The 22824-nt window shown below is 55.1% G+C and carries 18 protein-coding genes and 1 other annotated feature; of the genes, 6 read left to right on the forward strand and 12 right to left on the reverse strand.

What is annotated here, in order from left to right; translation table 11 throughout:
• Positions 1–430: 430 nt before the first annotated feature.
• Positions 431–1540 (reverse strand): hypothetical protein, encoded by a 1110-nt coding sequence (locus CSE6_RS24505; protein WP_059441709.1) that lies wholly within the window; start codon positions 1538–1540, stop codon positions 431–433.
• A 92-nt stretch (positions 1541–1632) separates the two neighbouring features.
• On the opposite strand from CSE6_RS24505, the gene CSE6_RS24510 reads away from it, so the two are divergent.
• Positions 1633–2867 (forward strand): IS3 family transposase gene (locus CSE6_RS24510; RefSeq protein ID WP_152668644.1). Its coding sequence is split into 2 segments (ribosomal slippage): positions 1633–1921 and positions 1921–2867, totalling 1236 coding nucleotides; the frame shifts between segments, so codons are not numbered across the junction.
• Positions 1911–2027: a sequence feature (AL1L pseudoknot), on the forward strand. Its footprint overlaps the gene before it by 117 nt.
• Before the next feature lie 313 nt (positions 2868–3180).
• On the opposite strand, the gene CSE6_RS24515 is transcribed toward CSE6_RS24510, so the two are convergent.
• The 5 genes from CSE6_RS24515 to CSE6_RS24535 all read right to left on the reverse strand — a co-directional run bounded on the left by CSE6_RS24515 (position 3181) and on the right by CSE6_RS24535 (position 9926).
• A complete protein-coding gene (locus tag CSE6_RS24515; protein ID WP_059441712.1) occupies positions 3181–4971 on the reverse strand; it encodes an ATP-binding protein in 1791 nt (596 codons plus the stop codon).
• Positions 4968–6137, reverse strand: coding sequence for an SIR2 family protein (locus CSE6_RS24520; RefSeq protein ID WP_059441713.1), 1170 nt, complete (start codon positions 6135–6137; stop codon positions 4968–4970). Before CSE6_RS24520 ends, CSE6_RS24515 begins: the two co-directional genes overlap by 4 nt.
• Before the next feature lie 362 nt (positions 6138–6499).
• Positions 6500–8368: a hypothetical protein gene (locus CSE6_RS24525; RefSeq protein WP_059441714.1), complete on the reverse strand. Its 1869-nt coding sequence runs from the start codon at positions 8366–8368 to the stop codon at positions 6500–6502.
• Positions 8359–8853: an ABC-three component system middle component 2 gene (locus CSE6_RS24530; protein WP_059441715.1), complete on the reverse strand. Its 495-nt coding sequence runs from the start codon at positions 8851–8853 to the stop codon at positions 8359–8361. The genes CSE6_RS24525 and CSE6_RS24530 overlap by 10 nt, the downstream gene beginning before the upstream one ends.
• Entirely contained in the window at positions 8850–9926 is a 1077-nt protein-coding gene (locus tag CSE6_RS24535) for an ABC-three component system protein (RefSeq protein ID WP_059441716.1), read from the reverse strand. Before CSE6_RS24535 ends, CSE6_RS24530 begins: the two co-directional genes overlap by 4 nt.
• Before the next feature lie 669 nt (positions 9927–10595).
• On the opposite strand from CSE6_RS24535, the gene CSE6_RS24540 reads away from it, so the two are divergent.
• Positions 10596–11495, forward strand: coding sequence for an alpha/beta fold hydrolase (locus tag CSE6_RS24540; RefSeq protein ID WP_059441717.1), 900 nt, complete (start codon positions 10596–10598; stop codon positions 11493–11495).
• 42 nt (positions 11496–11537) lie between these two features.
• Here CSE6_RS24540 and CSE6_RS24545 read toward each other — a convergent pair whose 3' ends face one another.
• Positions 11538–12638: an AraC family transcriptional regulator gene (locus tag CSE6_RS24545; protein WP_083994812.1), complete on the reverse strand. Its 1101-nt coding sequence runs from the start codon at positions 12636–12638 to the stop codon at positions 11538–11540.
• A gap of 325 nt (positions 12639–12963) precedes the next feature.
• On the opposite strand from CSE6_RS24545, the gene CSE6_RS24550 reads away from it, so the two are divergent.
• The 4 genes from CSE6_RS24550 to CSE6_RS24565 are packed head-to-tail and all read left to right on the forward strand — an operon-like array spanning position 12964 to position 16269.
• Positions 12964–13659, forward strand: a complete 696-nt coding sequence (locus tag CSE6_RS24550) for a YkgJ family cysteine cluster protein (RefSeq protein WP_152668645.1) — start codon at positions 12964–12966, stop codon at positions 13657–13659.
• An 8-nt stretch (positions 13660–13667) separates the two neighbouring features.
• Positions 13668–14675, forward strand: a complete 1008-nt coding sequence (locus CSE6_RS24555) for a MerR family transcriptional regulator (RefSeq protein WP_193751175.1) — start codon at positions 13668–13670, stop codon at positions 14673–14675.
• Positions 14676–14731: 56 nt separating this feature from the next.
• Positions 14732–15610: a class I SAM-dependent methyltransferase gene (locus tag CSE6_RS24560; protein ID WP_152668646.1), complete on the forward strand. Its 879-nt coding sequence runs from the start codon at positions 14732–14734 to the stop codon at positions 15608–15610.
• On the forward strand, positions 15610–16269 hold the full coding sequence (locus tag CSE6_RS24565; RefSeq protein WP_059441722.1) for an HAD hydrolase-like protein: 660 nt from the start codon (positions 15610–15612) through the stop codon (positions 16267–16269). Before CSE6_RS24560 ends, CSE6_RS24565 begins: the two co-directional genes overlap by 1 nt.
• A 561-nt stretch (positions 16270–16830) precedes the next feature.
• Here the strand turns inward: CSE6_RS24565 and CSE6_RS24570 are convergent.
• The 5 genes from CSE6_RS24570 to CSE6_RS24590 all read right to left on the reverse strand — a co-directional run bounded on the left by CSE6_RS24570 (position 16831) and on the right by CSE6_RS24590 (position 22763).
• On the reverse strand, positions 16831–17808 hold the full coding sequence (locus tag CSE6_RS24570) for an inovirus-type Gp2 protein (protein ID WP_059441723.1): 978 nt from the start codon (positions 17806–17808) through the stop codon (positions 16831–16833).
• 498 nt (positions 17809–18306) lie between these two features.
• The gene (locus tag CSE6_RS26850; protein ID WP_083994815.1) at positions 18307–18525 is read right to left on the reverse strand and encodes an AlpA family phage regulatory protein; all 219 of its coding nucleotides are present in this window, start codon (positions 18523–18525) and stop codon (positions 18307–18309) included.
• A 374-nt stretch (positions 18526–18899) separates the two neighbouring features.
• Positions 18900–20018 carry a hypothetical protein gene (locus tag CSE6_RS24580; protein WP_059441724.1) on the reverse strand — a complete coding sequence of 373 codons (1119 nt, stop codon included), beginning with the start codon at positions 20016–20018 and terminating at the stop codon, positions 18900–18902.
• Positions 20005–21201, reverse strand: coding sequence for a site-specific integrase (locus CSE6_RS24585; protein ID WP_059441725.1), 1197 nt, complete (start codon positions 21199–21201; stop codon positions 20005–20007). Before CSE6_RS24585 ends, CSE6_RS24580 begins: the two co-directional genes overlap by 14 nt.
• Positions 21202–21524: 323 nt before the next feature.
• Positions 21525–22763: a hypothetical protein gene (locus tag CSE6_RS24590; RefSeq protein ID WP_238585807.1), complete on the reverse strand. Its 1239-nt coding sequence runs from the start codon at positions 22761–22763 to the stop codon at positions 21525–21527.
• Between the last annotated feature and the right edge of the window lie 61 nt (positions 22764–22824).

Genomic DNA, 22824 nt, shown 5'->3' on the forward strand with positions numbered 1-22824 from the left:
TTGTAGCAATCCTGCGCGGGCCTCGTCCAATGCTGTTTTTTGGCTAAGGATGAAGGTTTCATAGAGCGCCGCCTGCTCATCTCTGGCCCACAGCCGTTGGCCCGTAGTCACAATCCGGTACTACATCACTGTCGATGCAGAGCGAAGATTCAGCAAATCGACAGGACAACCAACAACCCCAGTTAAACGACTAGCGAGGCCCCAAATCACTCTCAGGGACTGCATCACCACTCACCTGACTGCCGAAGGCATAGACAGCAGACAGACTGGGGGCCAGGTCCTTCAGTGCAGCGACTACAGCGCAAAAATCAATGGGACGTGGTGCAGGCATGGACAGCTCGGGAAATTACTTCAGCAAAAGGGGAAGGCTAATGATTCTGGAGTATGCCAGCATGACATGTAGCACCCCCACAAGATCAGTTCGCTATGCCTAAGACCAGGAGCGACGCCCCCTAGGTAAATTGAGACGTCTATAACGTAGCTCTTTAACAAAGAGATCATCTACCAGCTTATGAATAGCTTGCATGGGATAGCCTGGCTGCCTCTTTAGCGCTTCCGTCAAATCAGCGACATCGAGCCGCACAGGCGCAACGCCTTTACTCATACGCTTATTGTTAAAATCAACATTAAATGCTTGCAGCAGTGTTTTCCAACTAGCTGGCGCCGATGACTGCGGAAGGAAAAACAGCATCGCGCACTGTGGGCGAGCTTCCTCCGATTGCGTAACCCTTGCTAGTTTTCCTAGCAGCGCTTCAGGCCATACCTTTTGGAACTGCGTAATGTATGAGGACGCATTTTTGAAAAACTCCACATATGACAGCGGACTGCAATGGTCTACTGATGTAGCGCTCAGCTCAGTGGAGTCATATTCTTCGCTCCCCTTCATCTTCACCAAGACCGTCGTTGCATTGGCCAATTTGGGTTCCAGTGTTTGGACGAACTTATCGATAGAACGCTCTGTCTTTTTCATCTCGACGTACAAGCGTCTATTCAGACCACAGGACTGCGGCTTGGTCATCCAGCGCAAAGCAGCACGCACGCCTCTATTGAGCAGATCAACGTCTTCTTGTTTTAACCTGCGACAGTCCACATGGTTCAGCCCTTGCTTAAAGCGAACTTGGGTAGCAGCAACCGCTACTGTTGCTCGAAACAATGTGACATAGGCACTATGAAGGTGAACGTCACCATCATTCCAACCCAGAGGAACTCGAGCCCCTAGGTACTCATCCAAGATGTCTGCGCACAGTAGCAACCTAGCGCCAAGCGCCGAACTCTGCGCACACTGTCTAGCATCATCCCACTCGAAATGTGGTCCCGCGACCTTTAGAAGCAGCCCCATGTACGTATGCATGGCAATGCACAGCCTGAGCTGGCTATCGTCAAGGTGACGAGTAACCTCCAAGGAAATACTTCCAGACTGCACCTTAGACATCAAGGGAGCAAACATTGCTGCGCTTGTACTCTGATCAGGCTTGGAAAGCTGAATTTTTAAGCCGACCTTACACTCCTCCCTCTCTACCAAACTTTTTTTCTTATCCACGGTTTAGTCGCATGCAGCTTTGATGCGTTAAAGATACCACCTTGAACCGCCCCGGGTTTTGAGGAGGCTCCAACACTTGAGAAGATGGAGCTATGACCAAGTCAAACAAGTTCTCACCCGAGGTCCGCGAGCGTGCCGTACGCATGGTGCAGGAGCACCGAGCCGACTACCCTTCGCTGTGGGCCGCCATTGAATCAATAGCCCCCAAGATTGGTTGCGTAGCGCACACCCTTCACGAATGGGTCAAGAAGGCCGAGGTCGACAGCGGCCTGCGTGTCGGAACTACCACCTCAGATGTCCAGCGCATCAAGGAGCTCGAACGCGAGAACAAAGAGCTGCGCCGGGCCAACGACATCCTGAAGACGGCCAGCGCGTTTTTTGCGCAGGCGGAGCTCGACCGCCGATTGAAGTCTTGAAGAACTACATCGACCGCCACCGTGACGACTACGGGGTCGAGCCCATCTGCCGGGTGCTGCAGATGGCCCCATCGTGTTACTGGCGCCACGCAGCCCGGCTGCGTAACCCGCAACTGCGCAGTCAACGCGCCCAGCGTGACGAGTGCTTGAAGGCGGACATCCAGCGCGTGTGGCATGCCAACTGGCAGGTCTACGGGGCCGATAAGGTCTGGCTGCAGATGAACCGCGAGGGCATCCCGGTGGCACGTTGTACTGTGGAGCGACTGATGCGTGCCATGGGCTTGCAAGGGGCTCGCCGTGGCAGGGCGGTACGTACCACCACGCCTGACACATCAGCGCCGTGCCCGCTGGACCACGTCAACCGGCACTTCAAGGCCAGCCGTCCCAACGAGCTATGGGTGTCGGACTTCACCTATGTCTCCACCTGGCAGGGCTGGCTGTATGTGGCCTTTGTTGTGGACGTGTATGCCCGGCGCATCGTGGGCTGGCGAGTCAGCCGCAGCATGCAAACGGACTTCGTGCTGGATGCGCTGGAGCAGGCGCTGTATGACCGCCAGCCAGCAGCCCATGCCTTGACCCACCATTCCGACAGGGGCAGTCAATACGTCAGCATCCGCTACACCGAACGGCTGGACCAGGAGGGCATACAGCCCTCGGTGGGCAGCCGGGGTGACAGCTACGACAACGCGCTGGCCGAGACCATCAACGGTCTGTACAAGGCCGAGCTGATTCACCGCCGGGGACCCTGGAAGACCAGGGAATCCGTGGAACTGGCCACCCTGCAATGGGTGCACTGGTTCAACCACGCCCGACTGCTCACGCCGAATGGGGGCATCCCTCCGGCAGAAGCTGAGGCAAACTACTGGGGGCAACTCGCCGTCGGCAACACCTCGATAGAGGTGTCAACTTAAACCAATCGGCCTCCTTGAAACCCGGGGCGATTCACCTAGCGCTGCCTACGCCCTCTAACGCTGCGTCGGCTTCATACAGAAGGATCAGAGCTTGAGCGAAGCACTAAAGTCTGCCTTAAAGGGTTTCCAGTCCTTCACCCTCTTACACAGAACTCACGGTGTCAGCTGCTTACCCGCAACGTGCCTGATATTCCAGCCTCCCCCCACAGCTGCTCGGGCAATTCGTATTCAACAAGCCACCGCACCGTAGGTTTCGGAACAGCGGTCGAGGCTGAGCAGTGTGACTGCGCACGGAAGTGCTGATAGCGTCGCACTACTGCGCCACGGGTGACATGCTCCAAAGCCTTTCCAGATCGACGTCCTCACTAGCCGGTTGCTTGTCGCTGGGCAGGCGGTCTACCTGGATCACCATCGGCAGCTCAAAAGCCGTGCCGGTCACGACGCAGCAGCCCTGGGACAGTCCAGGGATAAGGCTGCGAGACAACGCATCTAGCGTCGAAATGGTGTTGTCGACCAAGTAGAGATCCCGGTCGTTCACCAGCCTGTGAATGAAGAAATTGTGCAGCTGCGAAACGATGGTGGGAGAGATGTCGGCCGGTCGCTGGCTCGCGATCGTTATGAACATACCGAATTTACGTCCCTCTTTGATGATTTCCTCAAACTGTTCCAGGCGGTAGTCTTTCCAGGTCTCCGCCTCACGTGCGGACTGCTCCGACAGGATGTTGTGTGCCTCATCGATGATGACGTGGATCGTGCGGTCCGGGGGGGTCGCAACCGTAGTCTTATGGCTGTTGTAATAGTGCTTGGCGAACAGCAACGGTAGGACTTTCTTGATCTCGTTGTTGCAGCGGCGCATTGAGATGACGGTCAGCAACCGATCGACAGGCGGCTCTTCCGAGATCGTCAGAACCTTGCGAAGGCTGGCCAGCGACGACTCGATGCGCTTCAGAAGTGGCTGGATATGCTCGAACTGAACATACCCCGCATTCAGATCTGAGAGCAGCTGCAAGTTGACCCGGAGGACAAGTTGGTCGAAATCATCAAGCCCGCCGACCGCGAGCGTGTCCACGATAGGTGCGATGCGTGCATCGTACTGGACACCGTCAGGGTCAATGAAAGCGCCGTTGTAGTTGAATCGGCCATTGCGGTACCAGGTGACGTCACCCAGCATGTTGAGCACGTTTTGATTGCCCAACCGCTTCGCGACCGTACGCATCAGATCCAGTGTGGCTGGCTTGACCTCACCTGCGCAGAAGGATTGCTTGAACTTAGCCTTTGCGTAGGTCGCCAATGACGCAGAATTTGTGCCGAACCGTTGCTTGCCAGAGATGACCCGATTGAGAAACGGGCGCTGCGTATTGGTGGTGGCCTGGAACAGCAGCGCCATAGTCTCCAGTTCCCAGAATTCCTGCGGTGCCAGGGGAAACCTTGCCGCCAGGTCGTTCGGGTCAGGGGTGGTCAGTGTGGAGAGCTGATAAACCGTCTTGCTGGCGGCCGGTGCCAACTGCTCGCCGCCATATTCGCCGTTGAAATCAAGGACAACGAACCGGCTTTTCCCCGCGATCAGCGGCAGCTTTTTGTCGAATAAGACCGTGTAGAGTTTGGCCAAGGTGTTGGACTTACCGCTCCCTGTGTTGCCGAAGATGCCAATATGGCTGTTGAATAGTCGCCACCAAGGAAGGCCGACAGCAATCTCTTCTTTGAGCATCTGTCCTATCCTGAAATCGCCATCGGCCTTGCGGTCGAAGATCGACCTGATCTTCTCCTCTGGCATCAGGTAGGCCGAGTCCTGGATCATAGGCAGGTACTTGATGCCTTGTGTGAAGCCAGCGTGGTCGAAGTAGCCAATCGGCCTGGCCTCCACCTTGCGCACGAAGCTCTGCTGTCCATCTTGCAGCTCCGTACGGCTCTCATCCAAATACTCGCCATCGACCGTGCAAATGATCTCCCGGAAGCCTCGTTGGATGGACAGGTACTCACGGATCGAAACGCCCTTGTATTTATCCCCGTCAAAGAACAGCGTCTCTTTGCTCGACTGTTCGTCGATCTTCAGAACCACCTTGGTGCCATGGACCGCGATGACCTCGCCGACCCTGATACTCATGCCAACACCCCGTTATCAGCCGCTGCGGCGGCCGGCATGTGGTGCTCAGCATCCCGTGCGGTCGCCACATTGGGGCGAGCAAGAACCTTTTCGTTAAACGCAGTGAAGTTCATCACCCCATCTTCGAGCACTAGGCACTTTACATTGCGGTGGCCCTTGAACTTCTGCTCCATCGACGTGTGCTCCGCGCTGTCAAAGCAGCAAACGAACACTTGCAGCCGCGGGTTTGATAACGAACGCATGACAAGGTTGAGGATGTGCTCGTCGGCAAACGAGAAACCGAACGTGATCAGGACTGCGTTGGGTTTCTCCAGTTCGTAGCTGAGCAGGCGGAGCATCTGGTAGTAGTGCTCCTCGTAGACCGTCTCATGAAACTTCCACTTGGTCGGATTCACGATGGGTATCAGCTCGTACTTGGCCCAGAACGCTTCCAGTGCTTCGTTGGTAAAGCCGGTATCAGGCACGTCATTGATCGTGGCAACGGGGTTGTTCAGCGCAGTCGAAAAAGGCTGAAGCAACGCCAGAGCGTCGGCGTCTAGCAAACTCTGGCGCTCCCTCAAGTCGTAGTCGACGCGAATCCCCGCGTCCTGCTTGCTCCAGTAAACAGAACCATGCAGATGGATCAAGTTGATCTGCGGGATGCTGCTCTGGTAGCGTCCGAAGACCCCGGCATGGCACAGGTATGTCCCGAAGTTCCGGGCTTGCACGATACGACGCGTGAACCCTCTTGCGCCGTCGTTCAGGATGAAGTCGACATGCCCCTCCTCAATGAGCGCGTCGGCCACAAGAGGGAAACAACCGTCGTAGTTGGTGGTGAACACGTTGCAGCGCCTGTCCAGCGCTTTTCGGCGCTTCACCATCTCGAGTACGGTGAGTAGGAAGTTGCGGTAGTTTTTGATGACGGTGGTGCCCGGCTCGGTGGTCACTGCCTCAAGCCCCAGGTTTTCCGCCGGCCGGATGCAATTAGCGTAGTAATGCATGAACAGCGGGATCAGGCGTCGGTCCTTCTCACGCTCGAACTTGGTCGCCAGCTCTTCGAGGGTGTAGCGACGGCCATTGACGCCGGTCAGTACCTGCAGCTGCAGGGTTGGCAGCAGGCCGAAGGAGGCGCCCGAACCGAACAGGAAGTTGATGTCTTGGTTGTAGATGTCCTCGATCAAGATCACTCGCCTCTCCCTAGTGCTTTTGTTAAATCCCCTAAACGTGCCACCTAGCGCGCTGGCCGGTGTCAGCGACTCACCACTGTCCAGCGGCTGATCTTATCGGCAGCTGCAACTTCAACTCTAGCACCGGATTTCGGACGACTCAGATCAGCCTGAAGCCGCCTGCAGCGGGCTACTTCTCCTATGCAGCGACAGCGGTCCGTCGCTTCGTCGAACAGAGCTCTTAGGAGCAGCCGTCCAGTCCACCATTGGAACTCTTGGATCAGAGGCCACCTCCTAGGAACCCTTTGGTCTCTACAGGCCAACGCCGAGTCATAGAACTCGATCGTCAGCTGGCGGCTTAGATCGAAAGCGCGAGTGGCGCATTACGCAAGATCGCCGCGCTCGGACTCGTCACTCGGCCTTGGGGCTGGCGCAATCGTTGTTCTGGGCGGATAGAACCCTTGCCGTCCGCGAGTGTAGTCGTCGGTGAACTCTATAGCGTCCAAAGCGCGGGCCGTGACCGCATCCACCGGTTCATTTTCCAGAACAACGATTTGGCCGGGGCCTTTGAAGCGGGAAAGCCAGGCGTAAAAGCTTGTGTTCACCGTGGCCGTAGGGATCTCCCGATCATTGTCCGGTGTCTCTTTTTGGGCGTAGGCTTTTAGCGGCGAATCCAGCACGACGACACCGAGGTGAGGATGGCCATTAGTTAGGGCGTGCTGCATCAAGGCGATTGTCATAGCGGACAGGAACAGGCCACGTTTGCCCGCGCCATAGCTGAGGCGTCGGCGGCCATCAATGACTAGGTCGCAGGCCTTCGGATCGACGTACACCGACTGGATGGAAGTGAATCCCCAGTCGTTGAGCATCTGGCGCGCGATCACTCCGACATCGTCTCCATGCTGGCCAATATTGCGTACGAGAGGCGTCTGCTTTTGTTTGGTTGCCTCCTTGAGGAGCGCTATCTCGCCCGTCAGCCGAACGGCTTCATCAAAGGCATCAATCATCGATGAAAACCGCGTGTGTGACTCGGCGAGATCCCGCGGGTCTGAGTCGAACTCTAGCGACGCGCTACGCAGCACCGCCTTTTCCTGCTCCTCCAATTCCTTCAGTGACGCTGTAAGCCGCTGCACATCAGCTGTAGCGGTAGCTAGGCGCTTCTGTTCTTGAGCCAGCGATGGCTGCAGTCCTCGACGGAGTGCGCGGATCTTTTCCGCTTCGGCCGCTATCGCATCGCGGTACTTGGTCGGCGCCCTAGGCTTCAGGTTGGCAGGATCGACGTGCTGCTCAACCGGCGTGCCGCAGAGCGGGCACGGCGTCTCGACCAAAGCTTGGAAGAACGCGATGCCTTCGTCTGTAGCTCCGAGGCGGGCGAGGTCGCTCGCATACTTCAGGTCCAGTAGCTTGAAACGCTCCCGCATCGATGTGGCGCTGGCAAGTTGTGTCGTTGCGATGTTAAGAGCTTCACCCTTCGCGAAGATCTGCTGCCGCAGTTCCTTTAGGGCCGAAGAGCGCACCTGGAGCTGCGTGGCGAACATGTCCAGCCGCTCATCGACTTGTGCCAGGGCTGCAACTGCGAAAGCTCGATCTGTGTCCGCTGGAATCACGCTCTGCAAGCGCGCCAGTTCTGCCTCGGCAGCCGCTAATCTTCCCTTGGCCTGGTCTTTCTGGGACGGGGTCTTGTAAAGCTCGACCGCGGAGTCATCGAGGCCACTCAGGAACAGCGAGTAAGACGAGACATGCTTGTCCGAGCCATGACCTTTGCCCTTCGTAGCGTCCTCGGAAATCATGCTGGGCTGAGAGAGCAGAGCCCAATGCCTCAGGTCGTCACCAGTGAGGGGACCTTTCTCACTTCGCTTGCGAAGCACCAGTTTGCCTGCGGCGCCAGACAGCCCGACGAGCAGCTCGCTAAGATCCTGATTGACGTCTCGGAGCGGGTTCGGCGTACCGTCCGGGACCCAAAGATCATTCATCCGCACCAAAATGCGCGCAGCACCGCCAGACATCGCTTTACGAACAAAGTATTCATGCTCGCCATGCTGGAAGGCGAGCTCCAGCGAGTCGTATCCCTGCGACTCCGGGAACGGTTCGAGTGTCCCTGTACCGCCTAGTAAAAACCAAATGCACTTCCAGATGTGTGACTTGCCAGTGTCACTGGGGCCGCGGATGAGGGTGCGACGACCGTCGAAAACGACCTTCGCTGGCAATAGACCAGGACCGTGCACTGACAAATGCTTAAGCGTTATTGCCATTGGTGGCCCCTCGCGGTGGCACCTTCAAATTCAGCACCCCATAGGTAGCCTTGTTGAGCGAATCTCTCGGTCATGTCTCTTGAGCTGAGGGTTGCGAAGGTGGAGGCTACCCAGCGGCACCGGCCCTCCAGTTCGCGTAGATAAGGTGATGTCAATGCGCCGACCATACTTCTAGCTGTGTTGCCGGCGAAATAAGTGATGCCTGTCTCATCCATGGACACGGCGACGAGGCCACGGGTGCTCATCAAGTGCAGGCTTTGGGCGATGAGGTCGCGACGACTCATGTATTCGCCACCGCGATAGGGGACCGGCGTGTGAAGGCTAGGTGGTCCATCAAGATCATCGGAGTACACGATTGCGTAGTCGAGCAGAACCAGCTTTTGGAGGTCGGCACCAGCCGGCTGCAAGGAATTGAGCAAGTAAACCATCCGAATGCCCAATTCGAATGGCGAGTTGAAGGCGGCGAGAGGCTTGGATTTTTTCATTTGACCCACTTCAGATCACCTCTAATGACAAGGTGATGGCAGGTGCCAGGGAGGTCACCTCCGCGAAGCTGAGACGACAGACGGCTCTCCTGGACCTGCAGCGACGACGCTCGATCTACGGCGGCGTCGACCCGTTCCATGCCAGTCTTGAGCCGAAGTTGCACGACGGTGGGGCGAATGCCCGCATAAACCATGTCCAGCAGCCGATCGAACTCAGGTTCGTTGGGGTAGATGTCCCGGCTGAACCGTTGCAGGCCTTCCGCACAGTAAAAGATCTGTCGATGCGAATCGAAGTGGTCTGCGTACTCGCTGCCCGGCAGGTCGGCCAGGGTGACTGACGACGCCTTGTGCTCGGTGTAGACACGCAAAAGCTCATCGACATACCCCCCTTCGTGTACCGCGGGCTGGGCAGGCATCGGATCATCGTCGCCGCGTTTTGGCACGATGCCGAACAGGTGATAGTGGGCGGCTTTGTCGAGCGCGTGCCAAGCCAGTAGTTCATGTACCGGGCACTCGATGAAGCGATCGAAGTCGAAATCGTCGATGGCAGCGTGGACCTCAGGGGTCAACTCGGCGGCTCTGCCTTTCATCCCGAATTTTCCGTTGTTCCATGCATCGACAAACTTCGCCTTAAAGGAAGCAGCCCCAGCGGCCATTGTGTTGTGGAGCTCGTTACCGACCGCATGTGGACAGCAAAGGTAGTAGTAATTCGGACGCGGGTAGGTCTTCAAGGCCAACTGTTTGAAGAACTTCGCTATCTCCGGGAAGGCATCGGTCTGTGTCAGTCCCTGCCTGTAGTGCTTGGCCTGATACAGGTCCCAGCCGTCACGCACCAACGCCGGGCCATAACGCGCCTCGATGTCGCGGCCACCGTCTCCTGCGCCGCCCAGTCGCTTGATCGCCGCATAACGTGCTCCATGTGAAGGAACTCGCTGCCGCGCGGCGGCAAGAATAAATTCTTCCCACTGATCAGGGTTCAGCAGAAGAACTTGCGACGATGGCTGGACGACGCCGCCCGCGGTTACGTGCTGAGTCTTCCTCGGCTTGCGAGTCGTGCCTTGTTTTGGTGGCATGTATTTGGACTTTTCTCTGGTGCGAGATTCTGAGTCCTCGCACAGGCAAAAATTCTATTTGTAACACATAGTTAAAGCCGTCCTCCTGTGCTTTCCTTAGGCTTGCAGCGACAGTCGCCCGTGAAGGACTACTGGGTCATATCGATGACGCCACAGTATTCGCTTGATGCAGATGGGCAGTGATGCGAAAAACCCACTGAGACTTCACAAATAGATGTCCAGTGCTTAGGTGCCACAAGCAGTCGCTGGTGAACGTCTGTACTCAGCCTAAACCCGGCTTCTAAATGCTCATTTCTGCTTTGCAGCGATTGCTGCAGATCACGTCTGCAAATCGTAGTACCGCTTTCTGCCAGGTAGCAGCCCACCCAGTGGCACTGCTTTCGGTCCTCAATAGCTGCTTTGGAGTGAGTAACGGTCAGTGAGGAAAAGGTCAGTCAATATGGTGCTGAATTTCAGCTATCACGGGAGATCTAGTGGTGCTATCGCATGGGACCTGCCGCTCATTTCAAGTGTCTGGCTGACATTCGAACCTTCCCCTGGCGCTGCGCTTGGGGTAGGCAGTCATTCGGCAATGTCACGTGATGTCAAGACTTTGGCGTCTTGGGTCATTTCTGCACTCTCCGATGTACGGCACAGTTGATCGTTGACTGATCTCTGAGGAACGTACAGATGAATACTTCGTCCAAGCGCTTGATCACTGCAGCCAAGGTCGGCAGCCTTTCGTTTGCGACTCATGCTTCAGAGACGGGCCTCCCTTACGCGAGCACCCGATTTCTGCCTGTAGATGAAGGCCATATTGCCTACGATGACACAGGCGGCAGTGGCCCACTGGTTCTGGCCGTTCCAGGGATGGGTGATCTGCGTTCAGAATACCGGGCGCTGCGACCGCTGCTTCAGCAGGCCGGATATCGCGTCGTCACCATGGATGTTCGTGGACACGGGGACACGACAGCGCGTTGGCGTGACTATTCCGCGCATGCCGTCGGCCGTGATGCTTTGGCACTGATTGACCATTTGAACGCAGGCCCCGCAGTGATCCTGGGCAATTCATTTGCTGCGGGATCTGCGTTGTGGGCGGCCCACGATGCGCCAACAAAAGTACGTGCCGTCGTGCTGTTAGGGCCCGTGGTGCGTGACGGACAGCCATCATGGTTCGCCAAGACCGCCGTTGCCGTAGGTTTTGCTGGACCTTGGCGTGTGCCTTTCTGGCTGGCATTTTGGAACAGCCTATTTCCGTCTCAAAAGCCAGAGGACCACGCCGAAGCCAAAGCTGCGCTCGCCGCCAATCTCAGAGAGCCTGGTCGCATGGAGGCGTTGCGCATGATGATCGGCCTATCCAAAGCCGATACCGCCGCTATCGTCGAGCAAAGCCGTGTGCCAGCGCTGGTGGTGATGGGCACGAAGGATCCCGACTTTCCCGATCCTGTAGTCGAAGCGCGGTGGTTAGCATGTGCTCTTGGCTCCATCCCTCTGATCGTTGAAGGAGCAGGCCATTACCCGCATCTAGAGATGCCTGAGCGCGTGGCACCAGCACTACTGAGCTTTCTTGCACGCATCGGCACGAAGTGACTCATGTTTGCTTGCCGCAGACACCCATATGGGTTTAGAGGCTCAGTGCCGGGAACGCCGAGCAGCCGCGGGGGTTATCCCAGTCCAGCGTTTGAAGGCGCGGTGGAAAGAGCTAGGGTCTGCAAAGCCCAGCAGGTAGGCCACCTCACCCAGTGCAAGGTGCTTATCGGCGATGTAGCGCATGGCCAGCTCACGTCGCACTTCGTCCATCAAGTAGGCAAAGCGTGTGCCTTGATCATCGAGTCGACGCTGAAGGCTGCGTTCGCTCAGGTTCAGGCACCGAGCCACTGCCTGCAGCGATGTCTGTCCGTGGGCCATGCCTTCGGCCAGTTGTCGTCGCACCAACGTGACAATATTCTCTGGTGGACACTGGCTGGCTGCGAGCAGTTGCTCGGCATGGGCCATGACAATCCGCGACAAACCTGGATCGGCAGCAGGTACCGGGCGGTCCAACAGCTCGCTGGGCAGCACCAGACAAGACACAGAACACTTGACACGGGGTGTAACTCCAAAGACCTCTCGGTACGTCTCGAGCTTGTCCAGTGCTGCATGCGCGAACTCGACGCTCAGCGCCTGCACCGGTTCACCGCAGAGCTGAGACGCAACCACCACCAGCGAGGCCAACGTGAACTCTGCGGCCTGTGGACATGGCCGCACGCCTACCACGTCAAATCTGTGCTCGATCCGTGTGGTTTCACCAATCGGGATGATCTCGAAAGTCGCGAGGTCGTGCAGAAGGCGGTTGTAACGTGCCAGTCGCTGCAGGGCCGTGCGCAAGTCGGGCGCGGTACGCACGGCGTAATCCAGCACATCGAACTCTCCCGGGCGGATCAGACCTGCGGCAAACAAGCCAAACGATGGTTTGTGGGTCAAGTCCGCTGCGCGCGCCCACAGGTGCTCCTCCACCGCAAGCGGCATGCGTGCTTCAGGATCACTCAGCCATTCGGCGTTAAATCCTGTGCTAGACATCAAGTGTGCAGGCTGTACGCCCAAGACGCTGGCACGATGAATGATCAGAGCTCCAATTCGGGCGGAAACTTTTGGACTAGAGGTGCGCGTCGTCATCGTCGGTGCATGTACATCTAAAGGAGTCAATACCCGAAGCACATTCTCTCTTGTGTTTGGGCAGGGCTTCATCACCATTCAAGCCACTGTCTCACCGATTGCAGATGCCGCGTCTCAAGTCAAGCCTCGCCATCAGGCGTCTCTCTACCTGAGCCTTTTGCGTCGCGCACAGTGATGGTCACTTGTGCTTCTTCGCCTCTACGACCTACAGCACCACGCAACAACCGTGACGTCGCTCATCAGATTCACACGTCAGTGCACATTCTCTGCCGACCACGTCAAGGGCATGACCAGCCACGCAACGGAGTTTGGATCCTGCGCTATTCATGTTTAGAAAGCCACGCTGTTGTTATCAGGCAATGAGTTTGACCCTGACGTGGCGTCAGACTTGAGGATTGTCTTCATGCAAACAATCGACTCTGAAATCACATCAAACGACCATTCTCGATACGCCGGCGATTTCCAGTCTTGGCTTCAAGATACGCTGAACACTTTCTCAACTGGACAAGGTGCCTCAGTGCCGTGCGGCGACTGCAAGGCTTGCTGTCGGGCCGGGTATTTCATTCCGGTTCACCGGCAGGAGTGGTCCACCCGTGCGGCCATTCCCGCGCGCTTGCTCGTCACACCTCCCGCCCACTGCGACGATGGCAACTACCAACTGATCAGCACGACCCGGCGCGGTCACTGTGCGTTACTCAAACAAGGTGCCTGCTCCATCTACCGCGAGCGGCCACAGACATGCCGCGACTACGACTGTCGGCTTTTTGCGGCATCGGGGCTTCTGTCTGGCCATGGCGAAATTGACCAACAAATCGCCCGCTGGCGCTTTCACTACGGCAACGAGGAAAGCAGGCGTACGCACGCGGCCATCCGGGCAACGGCAGGCTTTGTCATCAACCACGCAGGGGCGTTCCCAGAAGGGCGCGTTCCCCAGCGGCCCGCCGACATCGCTGTGGTGGCCATCAAGGCACATCGGGTCTTTCTTGACGCCATAGTGCAAAGTGGTGCCCCAGAAACCATTGCCAAATCCATTGTCCAGGCTTGCCGCGCCTTTGATACGACAGCTCGCCTCGCGTTCAGGATGACACCCACCGCATGAGGCCTCCTTTGAAATCATCGAATTTGACAGTTGGCGAGGTCGCCCGGCGTACCGGCCTGACGGTGCGAACGCTGCACCACTACGACGCGATTGGGCTGGTTCAACCCAGTGGCAGGAGTGAGTCGGGCTACCGGCTCTACAACGCGCGTGACATCGAGCGCCTGCACGCGGTCACGTCCCTCAAACAACTCGGTTTGAGCCTGGATGCCATTGGTGTGGCGTTGGCCGGGAGCGGCATCGCCCCACTTGAGTTGGTTGGCCGTCAGATCATGGAAACGGAGCGCGCGATCGAGCTGGCACGGGCGCTGAAAGAAAACTTGCAGCTGCTGCACGATACCTTGCTCACCAACAACGGCGGGGAGGACAACACTGAGGCCTTGCTGGCAGGCGTGCACTTGCTGACGAGCTACCAACGCTTTCTTCCGGGGCATGGCATACGCAAACTACTGGGTAAATGGCGCCAAGAGCGGCCACGCTGGGAGCCTCTCGCCGCAGCCCTCAGCCGCTGTCAAAGCTCTGATGCGCCCGTTGACATGCCAGAAGTGCAACGCCTGGCGCAGCAGTGGATGAACGTGGCCATGGCCGTCTTCGGCGGTCAACTGCGCACCGTCTTGCAATGGGCACAGATGCACCGCCAAGCCCCGGAGACGGCTGCCCATGCCGGGCTGGATCCGGCAATGCTCACGTACTTGGAGCGGGCGATTGGCGCACGCATGGCCGCGCTGGAGCGACACCTGAGTGCCGAAGACCTGGCACGACTGGATGGCTCCTTAGGCCCGGAGTGGGAGAAGTTCGCCGCCGACGGACACGCTTTGCTGCAGGCAGGCACCTTGCCGAACACGCCAGAGGCAGGCGTGCTGCAGGCGCGCTATCTGGATCTGCTTGCCAGAACCGTGCGCCACGACGCAGCGCTGGCCGAGAAGATGCGCCAAGCATATGTTGCCGAGCCCATCTTGGCCCATGGGCATTTCGTTTCGCCTGAGCTTCGCGCTTATCTCGCTCAAATCACCCCTTGACTCTCACGCTACGTGAGGTTCGAAAGTGCGGTTTTTACTCACTGGAGATCCTGACGATGCACAACCTACCCACGCCTTCCGCCCCCTGTCCGAGCCCATCGGCATTGCGCGTTGCCACCGCGCGTGCCTTGCACCAGTTGCTGGAGCAGCAGCGCGTGTTGGAAGACCCGTTCGCACTGAGCTGTCTCGGGCCACAAACCGCCGCTGCCCTGATGCTGGACCCGGATGCCCACAACGACGTGACGGCCCGATCACTGCGCGCCGGGATTGTGGTGCGCTCAAGGTTTGCTGAAGATCGCCTGCTCAAAGCCATCGCCTTGGGGAGCCGCCAGTACGCCGTCATCGGTGCGGGGCTGGACACCTGGGCCCTGCGAGCCGCGCTGGCACTGCCTGCCATCGACGTGTTTGAGCTTGACCAGCCAGCCATGCAGGCGTGGAAGCAGGGCGTGTACGCCGAAAACGGTTGGGCAACGCCTGCTCGACTCCACTGGGTGTCGGCCGACTTGCGCGAAGTCACGGTAGATGATGCGCTCACCCAGGGGGGCGTCGACATGTCTGCCCCCACGGTCGTGTCGATACTTGGCGTGCTGGTGTACCTCCACCCAGCGGCTGTCGAGCGCACGATCCATGCGCTGCGCACGTTGCCCATCGGCTCGACACTCATCATGGATTACCGTCTGGACGAGCAGTGCCTGCCTCCCATCGAGCGAACGATGATGCAGTTCACTGCGCATGTCATGGCGGCCGGGGGGGAGCCCTGGCAGTCATCGGGCACGCCCGAACAGATGAAGGCTTTGCTGGCGATAGCTGGATTCGATGTCGAAGAGGATCTAGGCCCTGCAGAACTCAATCACCGCTACCTTGCACGACGTCGTGATGGGCTGCAGATCGCCGGTGGCGGCTTCCGCTACCTCAGTGCTATCAAGGCCCGCTGATGGTGCGCCGCTACGACCTCGTCATGTTTGATCTGGATGGCACCCTGGCCGACTCGTTGGGCTTCTTCATACGTACGCACAATCTGCTGTCAGCCAAGTACCACTTCCAGCCCATCCAACCGCATGAGGTCGAGCTGCTGCGGCAGCGTTCGCCGCGCGAAATCATGGATCACCTCGGACTGCCAAGGTGGAAGCTGCCATTTGTTGCTCGGGATTTCGTGCGTTTGATGCGTCTGCACGGCCAGCAAGTGTGCATGTTCGCCGGGGTGGAGCGGGTTCTGCGCGACCTCCATGCACATGGACTCCAGCTGGCAGTTGTCAGTTCCAACTCGGTAGAGAACTGCCTACGCATTCTCGGCGAAGACCTGTGTCGCTTGATGTCATGCATCGACGGCGGCGCTTCGCTTTTCGGCAAACGCACGAGAATTCTTCGCGTGATGAAGAAACTTAGCATTCAACCGGGACAGGCGATCTACGTGGGCGACCAGTTGACCGATGCTGATGCGGCCCGGGCGGCGAGCGTGGCTTTCGGTGCGGTGTGTTGGGGGTATGGTGCACCGCAGGCTTTGGCTCAAACTTCGCCCGAGGTGACATTTGAGACTGTTGATGCACTACGGTTGTTGGCCTGCAATACGCAGCCAGACGCGCACGTCCACTGATTAGTCTGGGCGAGCCAGCAATGAGCGCCATGCTCGTCAACAAGCCTTCAGTCAGCGCCCATATGGCTCGCTCAGCTGCGGCAGGCGGTTGCCGCTGGTAGCCTCATATCGCTTTTCATCGCCTCGGCCCAGCATGCTGCACCTGCACCCCTGTATGGGGTAATCAGTAGTGACCGCTCGCTATTGATAGTGAGGATGCTTTACGGCGGCCTGAAAGAAGAGGTGCTAATCAGGTGTGGGCTCATAACTCTGCTCGCCTGCGTGGGCCCGCTCCCCGGCCCTCTATTGCCGTCATACCACGACAGCTGCCGTTCGGCCTAACGCCGCGACCAAACACCACGAGTCGATATCACCGCTTGAACGCATGCAAAAGCAGTCATTCGGACTGGGACTGTTTTCACTGACCGCTTTGAGGCGTACAGCGGACCTGCAAGGAATGCTCAGTGCAAAGACTGCTGATCTTGCCCCCGTGGTACCAGTCATTGCCCTTGTTGAGTTGAACGACAGCAATCAGCCTATACCCGCCTTAAAAACCGGCTCACCATCCAGTCACCGACATATCTAGACCTTTTCACGCCTACGGAGCCGCTGTTCAATACGAGAGCGCTGCACTTGCCTGATAGTGCCTTTGCGCAGGGTACGTGACAGCCCTGGCACGGCAAATCGGATCGCGAGATCTTGTTCGGTGAGGTACTTAGCGATGCACTCTAGCCCTTTGCGAGTACGTTCATCAAACTGGTGAAAAGTACCTACTGCTGGATAGCTCATGTTCCTTAGGTGCTCTGGAGTGTTGCAGTTGCTATAGGTGCCCTTGCCATTGGTCACGGAAGCATTCCAGTACTCTCCTATGGCCTTAGCCATCGTTACGTCCTTGCGTACGACAGCGCCGTTAAAAAACAGCAGGGTGTGCATGTGCACCCCTCTTTTCTCTCCATACTCAAACTTCACCGCATAGCCCACGTAGGAGCCCATATAGCGGTCTGCAACGTACTTCTTCAAACGCTCCCAGTTTCGTGGAGCTCCTTCGCTATCCTCTTCTGTGTAGAGGTCTAAGCGAATGATCATCAGCTTGGAATATGCCGCCTTCAAGTCTAGGATGTACTGAAGCAGTGACTTGCTGGTAGCGCGCTCATTGCGCTTAAGATTTTCCAGTTCGTCACAGAAGTCCTTACCCTCTAGCCCATCCCGAACGCGTTGGAGTAACAGACTTGCCTGCACCTGCTGGAAGTGATCAACATTCTGGTACACGACCTCTTGCTCAAGACTGGCAATGAAACACTTCAGATATGGGTTAGAGTTGGGACCTTGGCCCAAGCTGAAGGGATCATCTACGGGACAGTTCTGGACCAAGTCATTTAGATCTTGCTCAAGACCTTGGTCAAATGAATCCTTATCGAAGTTTTCTTCATCAAGGTATTCTTCCGAATCTTTCCGGATATCCTTCATCTTTTTGTTGAGCTGGCAAACCCATGCAGCCAGCGTTGCATGGTCTACATCAGATTCGATATACTGCTGAGAGAAGTCGTTGTTAAATCGCATTAATTTACCCGTAAGTAATTGAAGTTAAACGCTCAAACCTCCTAAGAGTTTGAGTTCTGCATCAGATACTTATCTTGAGTAAAAATATGCCTAGCAACCTAGCTACACCAAGTAGGTAGCTAAGGTTATAAACTATTATTTCAGCAGTAGTCATAGAAAAATCTAGCTGACTGCCATGTTAATGGCAGAAACCTTCAAGCTATCAAAGCTCTTATTATTTTTACATCTACCTTTTCTATGCATCTGCTAGAACAGATGCTAGAAATAATTAACTATCATTTAAAATATAAGAAAATAACCTCAAAATGGTTATTTGGCATTAATTTCAATTACCACTTACTCTATTGATAGATAGTATTTTTACTATTAATTACTATTAATAACCTACACTCCCAATGCTGTCGATTCAAAAAACAAGTAAAAACAAACAAAAAACCTTGAGCAAACAATGAAAATATAGTCCTGGATGAAACCAGGACTATAAAAGTTATATCCAACTCATACAGCAGATAGTTTACTGGATATCCAGCTATCAACCTGGCTCTCTATCCAAGCAACCGATTTGGCTCCGATACTGATTTGCCGTGGAAAATGTGGATCGTAGTATTTAGAACTTTTATCTAGTTTGGCGTACAAGGTAGTTTTCGAAATATTTAGCTTATTGCAAACTTGGGTTGCACGCAAGAGCTTCAGAGGGGTAGTGGCTGCAGTAGACATCGTTGGACTCGCTGTATGTGTGCTCCAGTCAAGGCTGGGAGCAATGCTGTGAAATGAGCCGACGAAACCGTTTCGCAGTGTCCGAAGCGGTTCGACTCAAAACATCTGTCAACGGGTAAAAAAACGCCCAACCACCTGCGCGGCCCCTGGGTCTATGCCGCGCCCACGCTATGGAAAAGCCCTCACCCCATCAGCTTACCCGCCCTTCTTTGTCGTCCATCCATGAGCCACGTCCTTAGCCATGAGCAATTGACTAAAAGCCCCTTTAAAGCACACAAATTACCTAAAATAGATACTTAACTTTTCAATAAAAAAGAAGAATTCATACTGAAAAATAAGAATTTTTTAATCTCAAAAAAGAAGAACTTAAAAAATTACCGCTTGAGCTTCACGTCTCTCATGCAGTGGATTGACCCGGCGTTAGCATCACCCGTCTTTCCTGGAGCAACGAAGCGTCTCTCCAAGGTTAAGAACTCTGCCAGCCAGCCAATCCCTTCAGCTGTTGCTGGGGTGAACTGACACAGCCCATCAACAGATGGCACCAAGCCCTTAGCAAGGGGCTGAGTTGGAACAATGTCCAGCAGACCACGATGCTTGGCTTGTCCCGCAAACTCTTTGAGTTTTTTTAAGTTGGCAGCTACTTTTTCAGTGGAAACCAGTAAAATTTGCCCCACTGGTGAATTTGACGGTCTTAAATTTCCCTCAAGCACTGCCGATGGGAAAACCATTTCTAAAGCAGAGTCGAACAGTCCTAGACCTTCAAAGAATTGCCCAATATTTCTTCTATACTCCTCCAGCGAAATACGCTCTGAGGCTTTAAAGCTTCCTGCGCTCTGCAGAAGAACATCCAACCTACAAATAAATATATTTTTATTGCCAATGAATTTTTCACTCAAAAAATCATTAACACGCTTTCTCTCACTGTTTGCAGAACGAATAAAATAAGCTTCGGCTTTCTTATATTCTTCGGAAGCCATTGCATGAAGCAAATATTCATCATTGCCATTCAAAACTAGCCTGATGTAGGGGTGAAAGCAATTTTTAAATATTTTTTGATCTACATATTTTTTAAAGATATCTCGAAAAACAAAGTTAGACTCTTGAAAATATGAGCCCAATATCTTAATATCATTAAAATAATTTATTGCTTTTTCTTGATTTCTCAACCTAATCAATATCTTTGCAACAGTAGATGCAATATTGATCTGCGCAAAAATATCATAAAATTCAACATCACCAACGCCAATATTTATAAAATCATCTCCTAACAAGTAGGCGGTGTTATAGTGTTTTTTGTATTCAAATATTATTTTTGCTATACGCGCTTCAAAATTTAATCGTTTTCGTGCACTAGCATTATTTATCCAATATCCATGCTGCTTGGCGTAAGCATCGTCAAAAAATTGATACCTCTCTGGATAAGTAATTTTCTTTTTATCTAAGTCAGCAGAAGCGAGTTTTTGCCCTGACAGCTTCAGGTTACTTTGTGGCATACAAGAAATCGCTCCACTCCTGCATCATTGTTCTACGCTTCTCCAGCGCATCCCCACGCCGATAAGCTGCTTCGACTTTGCTCTCCAGTGTGTGTGCAAGAGCTTGTTCAGCAAGCTCTCTTGGATAGTCTGTACGCTCTCCAACCCAGTCTCTAAAGGTTGAGCGAAAACCATGTGGGACCGCATCCACCTCCATACGCCGCATGACAGCCAAGAGCGCCATATCAGACAGCACCTTGCCACGTGGCGATGGAAAAACATGCTCATTACCGACAAATCGTGGCATTTTTTTCAGCAGCTCAACTGCTTGCGCACATAGTGGTACTCGATGTTCACGCCCGGCCTTCATCCGGTCACCAGGCACCACCCACACCGCTGCGTCCAAATCGATTTCACTCCACGTTGCCCCTCGTACCTCGCCACTACGTGCTGCAGTAAGGACAACAAACTCTAAAGCCCTCGCTGCGATCCCTTCCTTGTCACGCAGATCACGCATAAACTGCGGGACAGCATCGATGGTCAAGGCCTTACGATGCACCGTTTTTTGAATTTTTCCAGGTGCTGGAAGCAGTTTGTCCAACCGCCCCTTCCAGCGGGCCGGATTCTCTCCTTCGCGATACCCTCTAACGGTAGCCCAATCTAGTACTGATTCAATCCGTCCGCGCAGGCGTGCAGCCGTTTCGTTTTTAGTCTTCCAGATAGGCTCTAGAACAGCAAGAACATGCGCCTGGGTTACATGTGCAGTTTGTAAGCTTCCAATCACCGGGAATGCATAAGTAGCCAGGGTTGCTGACCATTGCGCCCTATGCTTAGGGTTCTTCCAAGTGTCACCATGGGCGTCGATGTAAGCCTTCGCTGCACTCTCAAATGTGACAGCATTGAGATTTTCTTCTTTGAGTTTCTTCACAACCTCGATACGCGCGGCTATTGGATCAACACCAGCCTCTACCTCGCTTCGAGCAGCACGGGCTTTTTCACGAGCCATTGCTAAAGTGACAGATGGGAACGCTCCCAACCCCATATGCCTACGCTTACCTGCAATCAAAGTTCTAAGAACCCATGACCTAGCCCCAGTCGGGGTGATATACAAGTAAAGTCCTGTCACACCACCAACAGCGTGATGTCCTGACTCAGTCAGCCTGCTGACCTGTAGAGCAGAGAGTTCTTTGGCTATCTTAGGCATTTATAGTTCGGAGGAGATCAAATTCATCTACCATCCTTTCTACCATAAAAAATCTAAACAATCAGAACCACGTCGTACCAATTCGGACAACACACCAACGTAAACTGTTGTTTTAAATTATGTTTTTATTATTAATTTAACTACTTCGAACCAATATCCAGCGGACACAGCCTCCGCCAAGATCTAGTGTAAGCTGTTGATTTATAAAGGAATTTAAAAAAATCAACATATCGTTATACGCTTGGTTATACGGAATTGTTTGCATAAAATATAAGCAATCACTCCTTAGCTACCTTGCACTCAAAGCCCTGAACCACAACCGGTCAGGGCTTTTTTGTTGCCTGAAGCTCGCCGAACATGCCCTTGAGCACCAGCGCATATTCCAACACCTGCAGCGCTGTATCCGTAGCCCAGTCATTCACATCAGCATGATCAAGGTTTGAAGGCTTCCACAGTCCATCGCACCAACAGCAGCTGATTTCCCACTTGGTAGCACTGATGCGCTCAAACACTGGTGGCTGCAGCTGCGCCGCTTTCCAGCGTTTGGCGATTTCCAACTGCAGCTGAGCTGGCAACGCGCCTTCGCCTTGCAGCAGCAAACGTAGCCCCAGACCTGGCCCCCAGCCTTCTTGCCTTAACTGCACCTTGGTCAAGTTGGGCCATGCGGGTGCAGCACCAAACGCACGGGGCAGCTGAATCGTCAGCATGGGTTGCCCCTGGCGCAGGTGCACGGACAGTGACAGCGGCAAAGCCTCTTTGACTCCCTGCACTTGCAGTTTGACCGATGTAGCGTTGGTCAGTTGGGCTTGCAAAATGCGCTTCACGCATCGCCACCACGCCAGCCGTAGCTCAGGCACTTCGCCCAAAGCTTGAAACAGTCGTTCATGCCACGCAATGCGCCTGGCCAAAACCTTGGCACTCAGGTTCATGGCTTCGGCCATTTCTTGAACAGCCAGCATGATGTGCCCATGCGCAGGAGCCTGCCCCAGCACCCGCCTTGCAAACATCAGCACCCAAGGTACATCACAGCGCCCGCTGTCCAAGTGCCACAGCAAAGCGTTGTTCGTGTCTGGCTCCTGATGCGGTGCACCGTGCATAACCGCTTGCGCATCTGCCGAAGCCCGCCACTGCAACCAACTGGCTGCATCCGTGATGCCCTGGCTTTGCAAGAACGTCACCAGGTTTCGCAGACGCTGCACGGCCTTGATGGCTACTACTTGTTGGGTGATTTCACCTTGCCACAGCAAAAGGGCCAATTCAGCATCTTCAGCAGGCCCGTATTGCTGCAGCAGTGCCACCAGCCGTGCCAAGCTGCCCAAGCCCAACTGGGGCACCGCACACCGTGCAAATGCCTGCCACGCGGCTGTGCGCTGGCTCATTGGCTCAATCACCTGCAAAGCTGCATCGGCCAGTTCAAGCACCATGGCCGATTGCGGCTCCATGCATGGCTTGGCTGCATGTACATAGCGCCCAGCTTCGGCACAGCCATTGAAGCAGCACGGCCACTGCCCACTGAATTCATGCGGAACAGGCGTTGAGGTATCCAGTGCAGGCAAGGTCATCACCGCCGCCAACAAACGCCGGTAGCGGTACCACCTCAAGTGATAAGGGTGCATGGTCAAA

This window comes from Comamonas sp. E6 (assembly GCF_001010305.1).
GTDB classification, from domain to species: domain Bacteria; phylum Pseudomonadota; class Gammaproteobacteria; order Burkholderiales; family Burkholderiaceae_C; genus Comamonas; species Comamonas thiooxydans.